The 14,333-nt window shown below is 70.1% G+C and carries 11 protein-coding genes and 1 pseudogene; 5 read left to right on the top strand and 7 right to left on the bottom strand.

The genetic code is table 11. The features are described from left to right. Positions 1-36: 36 nt before the first annotated feature. The 3 genes from ACFWGJ_RS31815 to mmuM all read right to left on the bottom strand — a co-directional run bounded on the left by ACFWGJ_RS31815 (position 37) and on the right by mmuM (position 5,949). Positions 37-1,794, bottom strand: a complete 1,758-nt coding sequence (locus ACFWGJ_RS31815) for a ThuA domain-containing protein (protein WP_387331612.1) — start codon at positions 1,792-1,794, stop codon at positions 37-39. A gap of 17 nt (positions 1,795-1,811) precedes the next feature. Further along, positions 1,812-4,661: a PQQ-dependent sugar dehydrogenase gene (locus ACFWGJ_RS31810; protein WP_387331610.1), complete on the bottom strand. Its 2,850-nt coding sequence runs from the start codon at positions 4,659-4,661 to the stop codon at positions 1,812-1,814. 334 nt (positions 4,662-4,995) lie between these two features. Beyond that, positions 4,996-5,949, bottom strand: a complete 954-nt coding sequence (gene mmuM / locus ACFWGJ_RS31805) for a homocysteine S-methyltransferase (protein ID WP_387331608.1) — start codon at positions 5,947-5,949, stop codon at positions 4,996-4,998. A gap of 98 nt (positions 5,950-6,047) precedes the next feature. On the opposite strand from mmuM, the gene ACFWGJ_RS31800 reads away from it, so the two are divergent. Continuing rightward, positions 6,048-6,599, top strand: coding sequence for a hypothetical protein (locus ACFWGJ_RS31800; RefSeq protein WP_387331606.1), 552 nt, complete (start codon positions 6,048-6,050; stop codon positions 6,597-6,599). Between the two features lie 54 nt (positions 6,600-6,653). Here the strand turns inward: ACFWGJ_RS31800 and ACFWGJ_RS31795 are convergent, their stop codons facing one another. Continuing rightward, a complete protein-coding gene (locus ACFWGJ_RS31795) occupies positions 6,654-7,040 on the bottom strand; it encodes a hypothetical protein (protein ID WP_387331605.1) in 387 nt (128 codons plus the stop codon). Positions 7,041-7,270: 230 nt separating this feature from the next. Between ACFWGJ_RS31795 and ACFWGJ_RS31790 the strand changes: the two genes are divergently transcribed. The 4 genes and pseudogenes from ACFWGJ_RS31790 to ACFWGJ_RS31775 form a co-directional block, all read left to right on the top strand. Further along, positions 7,271-8,683 carry an RICIN domain-containing protein gene (locus ACFWGJ_RS31790; RefSeq protein WP_387331603.1) on the top strand — a complete coding sequence of 471 codons (1,413 nt, stop codon included), beginning with the start codon at positions 7,271-7,273 and terminating at the stop codon, positions 8,681-8,683. 6 nt (positions 8,684-8,689) lie between these two features. Beyond that, a complete protein-coding gene (locus tag ACFWGJ_RS31785; protein ID WP_387331601.1) occupies positions 8,690-9,766 on the top strand; it encodes a rhamnogalacturonan acetylesterase in 1,077 nt (358 codons plus the stop codon). Positions 9,767-9,934: 168 nt separating this feature from the next. Next, positions 9,935-10,861 (top strand): isocitrate lyase/phosphoenolpyruvate mutase family protein, encoded by a 927-nt coding sequence (locus tag ACFWGJ_RS31780; protein WP_387331599.1) that lies wholly within the window; start codon positions 9,935-9,937, stop codon positions 10,859-10,861. A 61-nt stretch (positions 10,862-10,922) separates the two neighbouring features. Continuing rightward, a pseudogene (locus ACFWGJ_RS31775) lies at positions 10,923-11,351 on the top strand (NUDIX hydrolase); the annotation flags it as partial. A gap of 26 nt (positions 11,352-11,377) precedes the next feature. Here the strand turns inward: ACFWGJ_RS31775 and ACFWGJ_RS31770 are convergent. Genes ACFWGJ_RS31770 through ACFWGJ_RS31760 form a run of 3 tightly spaced genes read right to left on the bottom strand, consistent with a single transcriptional unit; the run spans position 11,378 to position 14,175 of the window. Then, entirely contained in the window at positions 11,378-12,103 is a 726-nt protein-coding gene (locus tag ACFWGJ_RS31770) for a hypothetical protein (RefSeq protein ID WP_387331597.1), read from the bottom strand. Between the two features lie 16 nt (positions 12,104-12,119). After that, the gene (locus ACFWGJ_RS31765; RefSeq protein WP_387331595.1) at positions 12,120-13,523 is read right to left on the bottom strand and encodes a hypothetical protein; all 1,404 of its coding nucleotides are present in this window, start codon (positions 13,521-13,523) and stop codon (positions 12,120-12,122) included. 52 nt (positions 13,524-13,575) lie between these two features. Then, positions 13,576-14,175 carry a TetR/AcrR family transcriptional regulator gene (locus tag ACFWGJ_RS31760; protein ID WP_387331592.1) on the bottom strand — a complete coding sequence of 200 codons (600 nt, stop codon included), beginning with the start codon at positions 14,173-14,175 and terminating at the stop codon, positions 13,576-13,578. Positions 14,176-14,333: the final 158 nt, after the last annotated feature.

Genomic DNA, 14,333 nt, shown 5'->3' with positions numbered 1-14,333 from the left:
GAAGTGAGCGGGGCGAAGAGTTCAGGTCAGACCAGTTCAGGGCAGAGTCCATTTCTGGTTGGCGTTGGTGTGGCAGGTCCACAGGTGGACGGCGGTCCCGTCGTTCCAGGTGCCGCCGGACGCGTCGAGGCACTTGCCGGACTGCGGGTTGCGGACCGTGCCGTCGGACTGGGCGGCCCAGGTCTGGGCGCCCGAACCGTTGCAGGTCCACAGCTGGATCTTCGTACCGTCGGCGTTGCCTCCGCCGCTGACGTCCAGGCACTTGCCGAGCGCCTTGAACGTGCCGTCGGTTCCGACGGTCCATTTCTGGGCGGCGGAGCTGTTGCAGGTCCAGATCTGGACCTTGGTGCCGTCGGCGGTCTGGGCGTTGTCGATGTCCAGGCACTTGCCGTTCACGCCCTTCACCTCACCCGTACGGGGCCCGGGCTGCTGCCCGCCGTCGCGCTTGACGCGGATGTTGCGGAAGGACACGTCGTCGCCGTCGCCGTGGTTCTGCAGCCCGATGTGCCCCTGCCGCAGACTCCGTACGGGATCGGTGTTGGTGAAGTCGTTGATCTTCCGCCCGTTGAGGAAGATCTCCAACCGCTCGCCGGTGACCCGCAGTTCGTACGTGTTCCACTCGCCCGGCGGATTCAGTGCCGCGTCCCGCGCGGCGAGGTCGGCGGACTTGAAGCCGTACACGGAGCCCGTCGTGCGGTCCGCCGAGTCGGTGGCGTCGATCTGGATCTCGTACCCGTTGTTCACCGCGGACCACGGGTCGTCGGAGGCCGGGAAGCCGATGAAGATCCCGGAGTTGTCGTCCCCGGCCATCTTCCAGTCGAGCTTGAGGGAGTAGTCCCCGGTGAACTCCTGGGCGTTGTACCAGAACAGCCCCATGCCGCCCACGGAGGTGAGCGTGCCGTCCGCGAGGCTGAACTGCCCCGGACCGGCCTGCTTCCAGCCGGTGGTGGACGAGCCGTTGAACAGGGACGTGTAGCCGGTCTCCGGGCGGCAGTCCGCGTCGGTCATCCCGGAGGCATAGCGGATACCGCCGAGGAGGTGGCGCCGGAACGCGGGGTCGTCGTACGACTCGGCGGTGTGTCCGCCGCCGGTGTAGAAGGACCGGCCGCCCTGGTAGTCCTTGCACCAGGCGATCGGATGGTCCCCGGACATGTTCCCGCCCGAGTAGCTGGACTCGTCGAGCGAGGCCAGGACATGCGCGGTGGTACGGGGATTGGTGCGGTAGTTGTACCACTCGTCCGTGCGCTGCCAGGTGCTGCCCAGGTGGGCGGTGGCGTCGTGCGCCCGGTCCTCCACCTTGACCGTGGCGGACTGGATCGCCGGATGCGAGTGGAAGAGCGCGCCCGCCAGACCCTCGTAGAAGGGCCAGTCGTACTCGGTGTCGGCGGCGGCGTGGATACCGACGTATCCGCCGCCGCCCTGGACGTAACTCTCGAAGGCCGTCTGCTGGGCGGCGTTCAGCACGTCACCCGTCGTCGACAGGAAGACGACGCTCTTGTACTGGGCGAGGTTGCCGGTCGTGAAGGCCGCGGCGTCCTCGGTCGCGTCCACGGTGAAGTTGTTCGCGCCACCGAGGCCGCGCAGCGCCGCGATGCCCTCGTCGATCGAGTCGTGGCGGAAGCCCGCCGTCTTGGAGAAGACGAGGATCTTGTACGCGGGGTCGGCCGCCGCGAGCGGCGGTGCCTCGGCGGTGACGGACGGGCTCACCGCGCCGGGCAGCGCGGCGGCCTGCGGGGTCAGACAGAGTGCGGCACCGACGAACAGGCCGAGGGCCGCTTTCAGGTAACTGCGCATGGTCGGTCTCCTCCCTCCTACGGCAGGGTCCATTTCTGGTTGGCTTGGGCGTGGCAGGTCCACAGGTGGACGGCGGTTCCGTCGTTCCAGGTGCCGCCGGACGCGTCGAGGCACTTGCCGGACTGCGGGTTGCGGACCGTGCCGTCGGACTGGGCGGCCCAGACCTGGGCGGCGCTGCCGTTGCAGGTCCAGAGCTGGATCTTCGTACCGTCGGCGTTGCCTCCGCCGCTGACGTCCAGGCACTTGCCGAGTGCCTTCAGCGTGCCGTCGGCTGCGACGGTCCATTTCTGGGCGGCGGAGCTGTTACAGGTCCAGATCTGGACCTTGGTGCCGTCGGCGGTCTGGGCGTTGTCGATGTCCAGGCACTTGCCGTTCACGCCCTTCACCTCGCCCGTGCGGGCGGCGCCGCCGGAGGTGGTGAAGGAGAACTCGTCCACGTCGAAGAGCGCGCCGCTGCCGCCCTTGAAGACGAGGTACAGGGAGGTGGAACCGGTCGGCTGGTTGCTCAGCGCGGCCGTCACGTCCTGGAAGGTCTCCCAGCCGCCGGTCACCGGCACGGTCGCCGTGCCGAGCAGGGTGCCGGTCGTGGAACCGGCGCGGACCTCGATGGTGCCGCCCGCGCCCGCCGAGGAGACCCGGGCGGTGAACCGTGTCGCGTTGCCGAGGGCGTACGGCTTGAAGGAGATCCAGTCGTTGTTCTCGACGTTGCCGACGGTCTTGCCGCCGTGCGCGGGGGTGTGGGAGACGACGTCGACGCCCGAGGAGTCGCCGTAGTGCTCGCCCTGGCGGTGGCTGGGCTGGATGACGTGCTGGTCGTGCGCGGTCAGCGCGGGCTGGCCACCGGCGCCCTTGTCGGTGTACTCGGCGTCGAGCACGCCGAAGATGTTGGCGTTGGGATCGTGCTCGCCGTCCGCCAGGGTCTGCAGCGTGCCGGTGCAGCCGGTGGTGGAGGTCTGCGGATGGCCGTGGCTGTCGTGTCCGACGATGAAGGTGACCTTCACCTTGGAGCAGTCGATCGTGCCGTCCTCGGGGTCCGTCACCGTCACCTTGAACGGGATGGCGTCACCGAAGTCGTGGATGCTGCCGTCCAGGGGCAGGTCCAGTTTCACTGTCGGCGCGGTGTTGCCCACCGTGATCTGCACGGAGGCGCTGCCGGACTTGCCGGTGCTGTCCGTGACCGTCAGCGTGGCCGTGTACTGGCCGTTGGCCGTGTAGGTGTGGGAGGGGTTGGCGGCGGTCGAGGTGGAACCGTCGCCGAAGTTCCACGCGTAGCTCAGGGCGTCGCCGTCGGGGTCGGAGCTGCCGGCCGAGGAGAACGTGACGGCGAGCGGTGACTTGCCCGAGGTGACGTTCGCCTTAGCCTGCGCGGTCGGGGCGAGCCCGCCCGTGACGTGCTCGATGCGGTACAGCGCCGAGTTCGCGTCGCCGTTGAAGTAGCCGGTGCCGTAGTCGAGGACGTACAGGGCGCCGTCGGGACCGAAGGCCATGTCCATCACCTGAGTGCCGTTCCAGGGAACGGAGTTGATGGACTGCACGGTGCCGTCGGTGCCGGACTCGATGCGCTTGATCCAGCGGCGGCCGAACTCACCGGCGAAGAAGTCGCCGTCGTACTCCTGCGGGAACTTCACCTCGGACGTGGAGTTCGCGTCGTAACGGTAGACCGGGCCGCCCATCGGGGACTCCGAACCGTTGCCGAACTCCGGGACGGAACCGCCGTCGTACGGGATCCACGCGGGCTGAGCCGCAGGCAGGCTGCTGAGGCCGGTGTTGTTGGGTGAATTGTTCGTGGGCGCCGCGCAGTTGAAGGCCGAGCCGGAGGCGCCGGTGGCGAAGTTGTAGTCGATGTAGGCGTCGTTCTTGCCGGTGCAGTACGGCCAGCCGAAGTTGCCCGCCTTGGTGATCCGGTTGAACTCCACCTGGCCGCCGGGGCCGCGGGTGGGGCTGGCGGTGCCCGCGTCGGGGCCGTAGTCGCCGAGGTAGACGATGCCGGTGGCCTTGTCGACGCTCATCCGGAAGGGGTTGCGGAAGCCCATCGCGTAGATCTCGGGCCGGGTCTTCGCGGTCCCGGAGGGGAAGAGGTTGCCGCTGGGTATGGAATACGACCCGTCCGCGTTGACCTTGATCCGCAGGACCTTGCCGCGCAGGTCGTTGGTGTTCCCCGCGGAACGCTGGGCGTCGAACGCCGGGTTGCGGGTGGCGCGTTCGTCGATGGGGGTGTAGCTGTCCGAGGCGAACGGGTTGGTGTCGTCGCCGGTGGACAGATACAGGTTGCCCGCCGCGTCGAAGTCGATGTCGCCGCCGACGTGGCAGCACAGACCGCGGGAGGCCGGCACGTCGAGGATCTTCTTCTCGCTGGCGAGATCGAGGGTGCCGTCGGTCTTCAGCACGAACCGGGACAGCCGGTTGACCCCGTCGAAGGGGGCGAAGTCGGCGGCGCCGCCGTCGGAGGGGGCGTCGCCGGAGGGCGTGCTGAGCGGAGGCGCGTAGTACAGGAAGATCTGCCGGTTGGAGGTGAAGCCGGGGTCCACGGCAACGCCCTGAAGCCCCTCCTCGTCATGGCTGTAGACGTCCACCTTGCCTGCGACGGAGGTGGTCCCGGCCGCGTTCGTCAGCCGGAGCGTGCCGTCCCGTGAGGTGTGCAGGACCGAGCGGTCCGGCAGCACCGCCAGGGTCATGGGCTCGCCCGTCTCGGCCACCCCCTTGGCGAGCGTGACCTGCTGGAACTCGACGGCGGCGGCCTTCGATCCACCGGACGGATCCGCGGGTTGCGCGGCGGCGGGGGAGAGGGGGAGCAGACAGCCGACGGCAACGGCCGCGGCGGTCAGCAGATGACGGACACGTCTGTGTCCGAGCGGTTTCGTGCGCACAGAGGTCTCCCAAAGTGGGGTGGGATGACAACAGCCCTGACCGGACTGCCAAGCGGTGCACAGGCGCGCGCCGTCGCGCCGTCGTGACCGGTCACAGCGAGCGCTATGACCGGTTCATTTCAAGGAAGTTAGCGACCTTTGTCGACGGCCGTAACCCATCGAGCACAACTTCCCAACACTTTTTCCCCACCGAGGACAAAGTGCCCGCGCCTCGGCAGGGGGCGGGGCCCCGACAGGGGCGCGGGGAACTGCGCGACCAGCCCCCACCGGCCCGCGGACCCACGACGACCGCTCCACCCCACCCGGGCGGAGCCCTACGCGGGGCCCCACTCACTCAGGGCCCCACTCCCAACGCCGCGGCAATCCCCGAAACCGCCCCCGGCCCCACCCGACAACACCCCCCGATCAGCCGAGCCCCCACCCGCTCCCAGCCCACAACCCGCTCCGGCGCGAACGTGGACCGCCCGCTCCAGGCCCGCACCCCCGCGTCCCAGGTCTCCCCACTGTTGGGATAGACGACGACCGGCTTCCCGGTGACCCGCACGGCGGTCGCGACCGCCGCGTCCACCTCCTCGGGAGCGCAGCAGTTGACCCCGACCGCGATCACCTCGTCCGCGTCGGCGGCCACCGCGAACGCCTCCTCCAGCGACTGCCCGGCCCGCGTCCGCCCCTCGGCGACGCTGTACGACAGCCACGCGGGCACGCCGAGCCCACGCACGGCCCTCACCAACGCCCGCGCCTCATCGACATCCGGCACGGTCTCCAGGGCCAGGACATCGGGACGCGCACCCGCCAGCACCTCCACCCGCGGCCGGTGAAAACGCTCCAGCTCACCCACGCTCAGCCCGTACCGCCCCCGGTACTCGGACCCGTCCGCGAGCATCGCCCCGTACGGCCCCACGGACGCCGCCACCCACAGCGGCCCGCGCACGCCCTCGGCCCCGGCCCGCCGGGCAGCCTCCCGCGCGAGTCCGACACTCAGCGCAAGCAGTTCGCCGGCACGCTCCCGGGAGACACCACGCCGCGCGAACCCTTCGAAGGTCGCCTGATAACTGGCAGTGATCGCAACACGCGCACCGGCCTCGAAGTAGGCGAGATGCGCCTCGGTGATCGCCTCGGGCTGTTCCAGGAGCAGCCGCGCGGACCACAACTCGTCACTCAGATCGTGCCCGGCGGCCCGCAGCTGATTGGACAGCCCACCATCGAGAACGACGGTGCCGACACCGGAGGCAAGAACATCGACGAGAGAACGGTCCGCTGCCGCCCCGGAAGAACTGTCGCTGGTCATGCGTCGACGCTAACCGAAGCGCAGCCGGCGTCCGGCGCGTCACCATCGGTGCACGGCCCGCCGCATCCATCGGCACGCCGATCGGCTGTAATGCTCAGGTGGAGACGTCGTGGTGGGACGCGTTGCCGGTGTCGGTGCGGGAGGAGATCGACGGGTTCGTGCTGCGTGATCGCCAGTTGCAGGCGATCAAGGCCATGCTGGACGCGGTTCGGGTGCAGTGGACGGGCGTTGAGGCATCGCGTCCTGGTCTGTACGACTGCCAGAGTGTGGTGATGGCTCGCTACGAGGCGTTGGCCGACCGGATCGTCCGGCAACCCGATCCACCGAGGGATGTGGAGGCGCTGGCCGCTTGCATCAGCGAAGCGCCGGGGGAGCTGGTCGCGGTCGAGGCCCTCTGGGACGGGGACTCGTCGGGCTGGTTCGTGGTGCTTGTCGCCGTCCTGGACGCACCGGCGAGCGAGGTTCATCTGGCCATGATCCGTCATGGCTCGGATCTCCGTCTCTTCAACGGACAGGTACCTCCCTGGCCGGAAGCGGTGGAAGCCGCGAGAACCGGCACCGCCCTGGCCGCCCGCTTCGGCGTCCCCTTCCACTTCGCAAGCCCGAACGAACCCGACGACGAGGCACCCCGCTGGCGCCCCACCCCCTGACGTCCGGAGCGCCTTGACACAGGCGTGAAGCCCGGAATGCGTGCTCGTTCCCGCTCAACTCAGGTCCGGCCAGTTCAGGAAGTTTTTCAGGGCCGAGCGGTCGCCTGCTGTTTGTGCCGGGGTCAGGGGGAGGCGGCCGTGCAGGGTGAGGAGGAGTTCGCTTGCGGAGCCGTGGAGCGTGGCGTCCGTGTCGCGGTGGTCGTCCGTGACGAGGTGTGACCCCGACTTCGTCAGGTCGAGGGTCCATGACTCGCCCTCGGTCGCGTGCAGGCCGATCCGGGCCGGCCCGTGCGGCCAGGGACCGGCGGTGCCGTGGCTGACGCCGATGAACTCGGCGATGCCGTCGAGCGCCACCACCGCCGGGACGGGCGCGGGAGCTCCCGTCGCCAGCTGCGCGTCGAAGGCGTGCACCGCGGCCTCCTGGACCTGATGGCGCGCCACGGTACCGCCGTGCGGGACCGCGTATGGCCGGCGCCCGGCCGTCGTGGGGCCGGGGTCGATTCCGGCAGAGGTTCCCCCGGATCGCTCCCGACCCGTTGACCTCTCCGTAACACGCCCTTACCTTTTCGGCGTTCGGGATGACAGATGTTGTGCGAAATGCCGAACATTTCTGTTCGCTTTTGTGTCCCCCCACCCCCGAGACCGCCATCCCCCGAAGGAGCGTGTCCGAGATGAGACGCCTGTACGCCGTACTCCTCGCCCTCTGTCTGGCCCTCGCCGGTGCCCTCGGTACCGCGGGCCCGGCCCAGGCCGCCGCGCAGACCATCACGAACGGCACGCAGTTCACCGACACCAACGGCAGCCCGGTGCACGCCCACGGCGGCGGAGTCGTCAAGGTCGGCTCGTACTACTACTGGTTCGGGGAGAACCGGAACTCCGACAACACCTTCCGGTACGTGGACGCCTACCGCTCCACCGACCTGAAGAACTGGGAGTTCCGCAACCACGTCCTGACCCAGGCGAGCAACTCGGAACTGGCGACCGCGAACATCGAGCGGCCCAAGGTCATGTACAACGCGTCCACCGGCAAGTTCGTGATGTGGATGCACAAGGAGAACGGCGTCGACTACGGCGAGGCCCGCGCCGCGGTCGCCGTGTCGGACACGGTCGACGGCACCTACACCTGGCAGGGCAGTTTCCGCCCGCTCGGCACGCACATGTCCCGTGACATCACGGTCTTCGTCGACACGGACGGCGCGGGGTACATGGTCTCGGCCGCCCGCGAGAACTACGACCTGCAGATCTACCGGCTGACGGCCGACTACACCGGTATCGCCGCTCTCGTCGCCGACCCCTGGCACGGCGGCCACCGCGAGGCACCCGCACTCTTCAAGCGCAACGGCGTCTATTTCATGCTGACTTCGGGAGCGACGGGCTGGAGCGCCAACCAGCAGCAGTACGCCACGGCGACCTCGATCGCCGGCCCCTGGACCGCGATGGCGAACGTCGGCGACTCGACCACGTACAACTCCCAGACCGCCTTCGTCCTGCCCGTACAGGGGAGTTCGGGTACCTCCTACCTGTACATGGGCGACCGCTGGGGCAACTCCTTCGGCGGTACGGTCAACGACTCCCGTTACGTGTGGCTGCCGTTGAGCTTCCCCAGCTCGACCACGATGTCCATGTCCTGGTCGCCGGAGGTCACCGTCGACACGGCCGCCGGGACCGTCACGGGGACGAGTGCCACGTACAACTCGCTGATCGCCCGCCACTCCTCCAAGTGCGCGGACGTGACCAGTCAGTCGCTGTGGGCCGGTGCCCAGATCAAGCAGTACACCTGCAACGGCGGCACCAACCAGAAGTACTGGTTCAAGTCGGTCGGCAGCGGTTACTACCAGTTGGCCGTGCGGGGCAGTTCCCTGTGCGTGCAGGAGAACGCGAGCACCGTGACGCAGGAGAACTGCAGCGGTTCGTCGACCGCCCAGCAGTGGTCGCTCACCACCAGCGGCTCCTATGTGACCGTCAAGTCCCGCGCCACCGGTGAGTGCCTGGACGTGAACGGCGCGTCCACCGCGGACTCCGCCGCGCTCATCACGTACACCTGCAACGGCGCGACCAATCAGCAGTGGACCAGGGGGAGTTGAGGGGTCATGGCGAAACGCGTGTCGATCACCCTGCTGGCCGCACTGACCCTCTCGGCGGCCCTGTCCGCCACCCCGGCGCATGCGCGGACGCAGCAGCCGGGATCAGGGCTGGGGTCGGCGCTGGGGCTGGGGCTGGGGCTGGAGAACTGCACCGCCGGCGCCTGCCACTTCGATGTGCCGCCCGGCACGTACGACGTACGGGTGCGGCTCGGCGGCGAGGCCGCGGCCAGTACGGGCATCAGCGGCGAGACCCGGCGCACCCTGCTCGCCGAGACGCCCACCGCGGCGGGCGAGCCCGTGACCCGCAGCTTCACCGTGAACGTCCGTACCCCCGAAGGCGAGCCCACCGGACCCGACGGCACCGCGGGACTCGACCTGGTCGTCGGCGGTTCGGCACCCGCGCTCACCGGCATCCGCGTCACCCCGGCGGCCGGCCGGCACACCCGGCAGATCTTCCTCGTGGGCGACTCCACGGTCTGCGACCAGCCGGGCGACCCCTACTCCGGCTGGGGCCAGCAGCTCCCGCAGTACCTCCGCAAGGGGGCCTCCGTCGCCAACTACGCCGATTCCGGGGAGAGTACGGTCACCTACCTGGCCGATCCACGGCTCTTCGCGACCGTCCAGCCGCTCATCCGCAAAGGCGACCTGGTCCTCATCCAGCTCGCCCACAACGACAAGCAGACGGACGAGCCGACGTACCGCGCGAACCTCGAAACACTCGTCGCGGGCGTACGGGAAAAGGGTGGCCGTCCGGTTCTGGTCACTCCCATCGTCCGTCGCTGGTTCAACGGCGACGGCACACTGAACAACGGCACAGCCCTGCTGGTGAACGGCCTCGGAGTGGACCATCCGGCCGTCACCCGCTCGGTCGCCGCGGCCCACGGCGTCCCCCTCATCGACCTCACGACCAGGACAAAGGCCCTGGTGGAGTCGCTGGGCGTCGAGGGCTCCAAGGCGCTGTACCTCTACGACGAGAAGCGCGACAACACCCACACCTCGGCACGGGGCGCGACGGCGTACGCCGGACTCGTCCGCGACGAACTCCTTGCCCAAGGCCTGGTGCCCGAGCGTCTTGTGAGGTGAGCTTGACGCCTGGGGCGTTCCGACCGGAACCGGGGCGTCTCAGGTGTACATCCGTGGGGCGCCCCACGGATGTACACGCCCGGCCCCGGGGACGGTTCGACTGGGGCTCTGCGCGAAGGCCCGAACGGTTCGGCCGGGGCCGAAGTGTTCCGGTTCTAGCGTTGCGTCATGGCCTCCACCTTCGCCACCTTCGCCGCACTTCATCACCCCGACGCCGGCGCCCCGCTGCTCCTCCCCAACGCCTGGGACCACGCCTCGGCGGCGGCCCTGGCCGCGCAGGGCTTCGTGGCGATCGGCACGACCAGCCTGGGCGTCGCCGCCGCCGCGGGCCTGCGCGACGGTTCGGCGGCGACCCGGGACGCTTCCCTGGCGTTGGCCCTGGCACTGGGCCAGGGCCCCTTCCTCCTCTCGGTCGACGCCGAGGGCGGGTTCAGCGACGACCCGGCCGAGGTCGCCGAGGTGGCCCGCGAACTCGCCGCCGTCGGCGCGGTCGGCATCAACCTGGAGGACGGCCGCGCCGACGGCACCCTGGCCCCCGTCGAACTGCACGCAGCGAAGATCACCGCGGTGAAGGCCGCCGTGCCGGGCCTCTTCGTCAACGCCCGCACGGACACCCACTGGCTGGCCGGGGCCGGGGCCGGGGCCGGGGGCGGGGGCGGCGCGGGCGGAAGCGGTCTCGCACTCGGACGCGAGACGATCCGCCGCCTGGACGCCTATCAACTGGCGTGCGCAGACGGTGTGTTCGTCCCCGGGCTCAGCGACCCCGCCCGGATCGCAGCCCTGGTCAGAGCCATCGACGTACCTCTCAACATCCTCTACTCGCCCAAGGGCCCGACCCTGCCGGCCCTCGCCGAGCTGGGCGTTCGCCGGGTCAGCCTCGGGTCCCTCCTCTACCGGCGGGCCCTGGGAGCGGCCCTGGAGACGGCCGCGCTGATCAGGGCGGGGCTGCCCGTCGAGGCGGCCGCGCCGACCTACGACGAGGTGCAGGCGCTGGTTCCGTCGGACGGCTCCGATCGGCCGGGACCCGACATCGATCGGCCGGGACCCGACCCCGATCGGCCCGGAGCCACCCCGTCCGAGGGGGCTTCCTGGTAGCGTTGATGCTTTCGTGGGTATGAAACTCTGTGGACTCCGACCGGCGAGGGACCCAGGAATCATGGACATCCCCGGTAGTACGGGCAGCACGGGCGGGAAGCGACTGGCCGCGGCCGTCGTGATGCGCAAGGGCCTCGTCCTGCTGGTGCGCCGCAGTGAGACCGAGCGGTTCCTGCCCCGGGTGTGGGGCGTCCCCTGCGGAAAGCTGGAGCCCGGCGAAAGCCCCGAGGACGGTGTGCTGCGGGAGCTCAAGGAGGAGACCGGGCTGCTCGGCGAAGTCGTCCGCAAGGTCGGCGAATCGTCCTTCATGAGCGAGTACCGCGGGCAGGAGATCAAGAACTGTCAGGACAACTTCCTGGTCAGGCCACTCTCCCGGCACATCACCCTCCCCGAGCCGGACCAGGAACACCGCTGGCTGAGCCCGGACGAACTGCACACCGTCGACATCGACGACTACAACGTCGACATCGTGCGTCAGGCCCTCACGAACTTCCTGCACCTCACGGCCCCCGAACCTCACGAACCTCTGAGCAGCTCCGCCAGGGCGTCGAGCTCGCTCAGGTAGTCGTCCACCTCCAGCGGCACCTTCGGTACGGTCCCCGGGTGGGGCCCCGCCGCCGTGAACACGTCGGTGTGCCGCCGCCGTCCGGCCCCCGTCTCCAAGAACAGCGTCACCGTCGGCTCGGCCGTGTCGCACCACGCCCGGTGCAGGGTGTGCGCGGGCAGGGCGTAGGTGCTGCCCGCCGCGTACTCCGCGACCTGGGTCAGCCGCAGCCGGGCCGGCCCCGTGGACTCCAGCAGCCAGTCCGCCGAACCGTCCGCCAGGGACTCCTGATAGCGGGCCGCCTCGATCCCGTCGTTGCCGTCGGGCGCGTACAACTCCATCGCCAGTCGGCCCCGTACGACGCAGGAGGCGAGCGGGGAACGGTGGTTGTGGATGTCCTCCTTGCCGATCGCGCCGCGCCCCGGATGCCACAGATGGGCGCGGAGCATGTGCCGCGGGCCGTCGTCGATGAGCAGGAGCTTGTCGAAGCCTAGGACATGGCGGTACGAGAGCCGGGCGCAGCCGTGCGGATCGCCCTCACCGGAGGCGAGTTCGGCGATCAGCTCCAACAGGCGGTCGGGGGAACCCAGTTCAGCCACCACCGAACGGGCCGCCGCCATCCTTTCGTGCTCCGGCAGTTCGCCGTCCAGCGTCTCCGCGAGCAGTTGCCGAGCCGCCAGGACCTGTCGGCCACCCATGCACGTTCCTCCCGGCTCAGCCATTCGGTTGGTGGATCAGCGGTTGATACATCCATACGGCATGCGCCCGCAGTGCCGATAGGCCCTGATAGGTCATCCACATGGGGCGGCGCAGTTCATTGGTGTCGTCGCGCACCCAGGTCCATATGCCGTCGCTCTGCCCGGCGTACACGGCGCTCGCCGCGCCGTTCAGCCGCTCGCGCCACTCCTCCTCCATGCCGTCCTCGCGCGCGACGTCCCGGGCGCCGGGGGTGAGCAGGGCGCGGACGACCCAGGAGGCCGTGAAGTGCCGTACGTTCAGCACCTCGTGGCGGGTCGGGTCGTCGGCGCGCGGCCTGCGCACGTCCTCGCGGAGGTTCGACAGGTCCAGACAGGTGTCGTGCGAGGCGTCCGGGCAGGCCAGCAGCCAGCGCACACCGTCCTCACGGGCGGCGCACGCGTTCACGCTCTCACTGCCGAGGACACGGGCCGCGCGGTCCAGGGCGACCACCGCCTGCGCCGTGTGCAGCGGGGACGGCGGCCCGTGCGGGGGCGCGAGCCGGTATCCCCAGCAGCGGTGGTGCCCACGGCGCGGATCGGTGACCGCGCCCTCGACGAGGGCTTCGCGCAGCAGGGGCAGTACCGCGGAGTCGGGCGCCGCGCGCAGCAGACCGCGCATCACGGTCGTCAGGACATGCGTCAACTCACGGCCGGTGCGGTCGAGTTCGTGGGTGAAGCGCGCCTCGCAGTGCGCCACCTCCTCGGCGAGCCGCTCCTTCGAGGCTCCGGCCCGGGCCAGCGCGCCCAGCACCAGGGCGGTCACCTCGGGGCGGGCCTGGGAGCCCTGCGTACGCGCCGACCAGCCGCCGTCCGGCAGGCGCAGCCGCCACAACGTGTCGATCAGGTCGCCCGCGCCCACCCGCCCCTCGGGCATCCCCAGATCGAGCATGATGTGCAGCCCGTACGCCGTCCCCATGGAGGTGGGCCGGCCCGGGCCGCTCTCACCGAGGGAGTGCGGCCAGCCGGTGAGACGTCCGCGTACGGGGTCGTCGACCACGCAGATCTGTTCGGAGAGCGTGCCGTACGCGGTGGAGAACAGGTCGGGAAGGGGGCCGGGGCCCGAGAGGTCCGACCCGGCGGCGATCAACTGGCCGTTCGGGACCGGTGCGTTGCTCTCGCTCCTGGCCCGAAGCAGGGCCGCCGAGAGCCAGGCCGCCAGGGCCGTACCGAGCCCGCTGACCACGGCGATGGTGTAACGCGCCGTCTGACCGCCGATGTTGTCCGGCAGGACACCCACCAGGGACTGGAACACCGCGTAGCCCGCGGCGGCGGCGCCGAGCCCGCCCAGCCAGCGGACGAGCCGGGCGGGGCGCGGACCGTGCGGTATGTGCGGCTCGGGATCCGGTCTCAACGGGCCGCGACGGAGCTGCGGTTGGGACAAGGTCCGCTTCCTCCCCCCCGAGGCGGCACGTGGCACTTGCGAAGCGTCCAGTCTAAGTGGTGGACGGGACGTGTGAGGCCGGGTGTTCGCGTGGCCAGTGCTCCAGCGTCACGTGCAGGGCCTCGACGGCCCGGTCCCACGACATCCGTACGTCCCTGGAGGCGCCGAAGGCCCCGGTGGCCTCCAGGGCGCAGTAGCCGTGGAAGGTGCTGCGCAACAGGCGTACCGCGTCGGTGAGGTCGGGCTCTTCGAGGCCGTACGCACGCAGCATTCCGTGGGTGACCTCGGCGGTGCGGACGAAGGCGGGGGAGGTGGCCGCGAGGTCCTGGTCGATACGGATCTGGGTGGCGGCGTAGCGGCCGGGGTGCTGCAGGGCGTACTCCCGGTAGGCGCCGGCGAAGGCGGCCAGGGCGTCCTTGCCGGCTCGTCCTGCAACGGCGTCGGCGATGCGGTCGATCATCTCGCCGCCTGCGAGGAGGGCCATGCGGGTGCGGAGGTCGTGCAGGTTCTTGACGTGCGAGTACAGGCTGGCGTCCTTGACGCCGAACTTCCTTGCCAGGGCTGAGAGGGTGACGTGCTCGTAGCCTGCCTCGTCGGCGAGGTCGGCTGCGGCGGTGACGACCCGGTCGGGGGTGAGGCCGGCACGGGCCATTCTTGGTGCCCCTTTCTGTCCTGGGCAGAGACCCGCAAGAATAGCGATCACTCCCCCTCGAACGGATTCCGCCCCCGCCGCCCCTACCCCTCCCCGTCCACACATGGGGGCTCCGCCCCCTCGCCCCCATTGCGCAGTTCCCCGCGCCCCTGAAGGGG

Source organism: Streptomyces sp. NPDC060205 (assembly GCF_042728395.1).
GTDB lineage: Bacteria > Actinomycetota > Actinomycetes > Streptomycetales > Streptomycetaceae > Streptomyces.
The sequence above is the reverse complement of the archived record's forward strand: the minus strand, read 5'-3'. Positions and strand labels throughout refer to the sequence as shown.

Excerpts from the sequence above, each read along its gene's own strand:
- mmuM (WP_387331608.1), bottom strand. The coding sequence starts at position 5,949 with ATGACCAGCGACAGTTCTTCCGGGGCGGCAGCGGACCGTTCTCTCGTC.
- ACFWGJ_RS31780 (WP_387331599.1), top strand. The coding sequence starts at position 9,935 with ATGGCCTCCACCTTCGCCACCTTCGCCGCACTTCATCACCCCGACGCC.
- ACFWGJ_RS31785 (WP_387331601.1), top strand. The coding sequence starts at position 8,690 with ATGGCGAAACGCGTGTCGATCACCCTGCTGGCCGCACTGACCCTCTCG.
- ACFWGJ_RS31790 (WP_387331603.1), top strand. The coding sequence starts at position 7,271 with ATGAGACGCCTGTACGCCGTACTCCTCGCCCTCTGTCTGGCCCTCGCC.
- ACFWGJ_RS31815 (WP_387331612.1), bottom strand. The coding sequence starts at position 1,794 with ATGCGCAGTTACCTGAAAGCGGCCCTCGGCCTGTTCGTCGGTGCCGCA.
- ACFWGJ_RS31770 (WP_387331597.1), bottom strand. The coding sequence starts at position 12,103 with ATGGGTGGCCGACAGGTCCTGGCGGCTCGGCAACTGCTCGCGGAGACG.
- ACFWGJ_RS31760 (WP_387331592.1), bottom strand. The coding sequence starts at position 14,175 with ATGGCCCGTGCCGGCCTCACCCCCGACCGGGTCGTCACCGCCGCAGCC.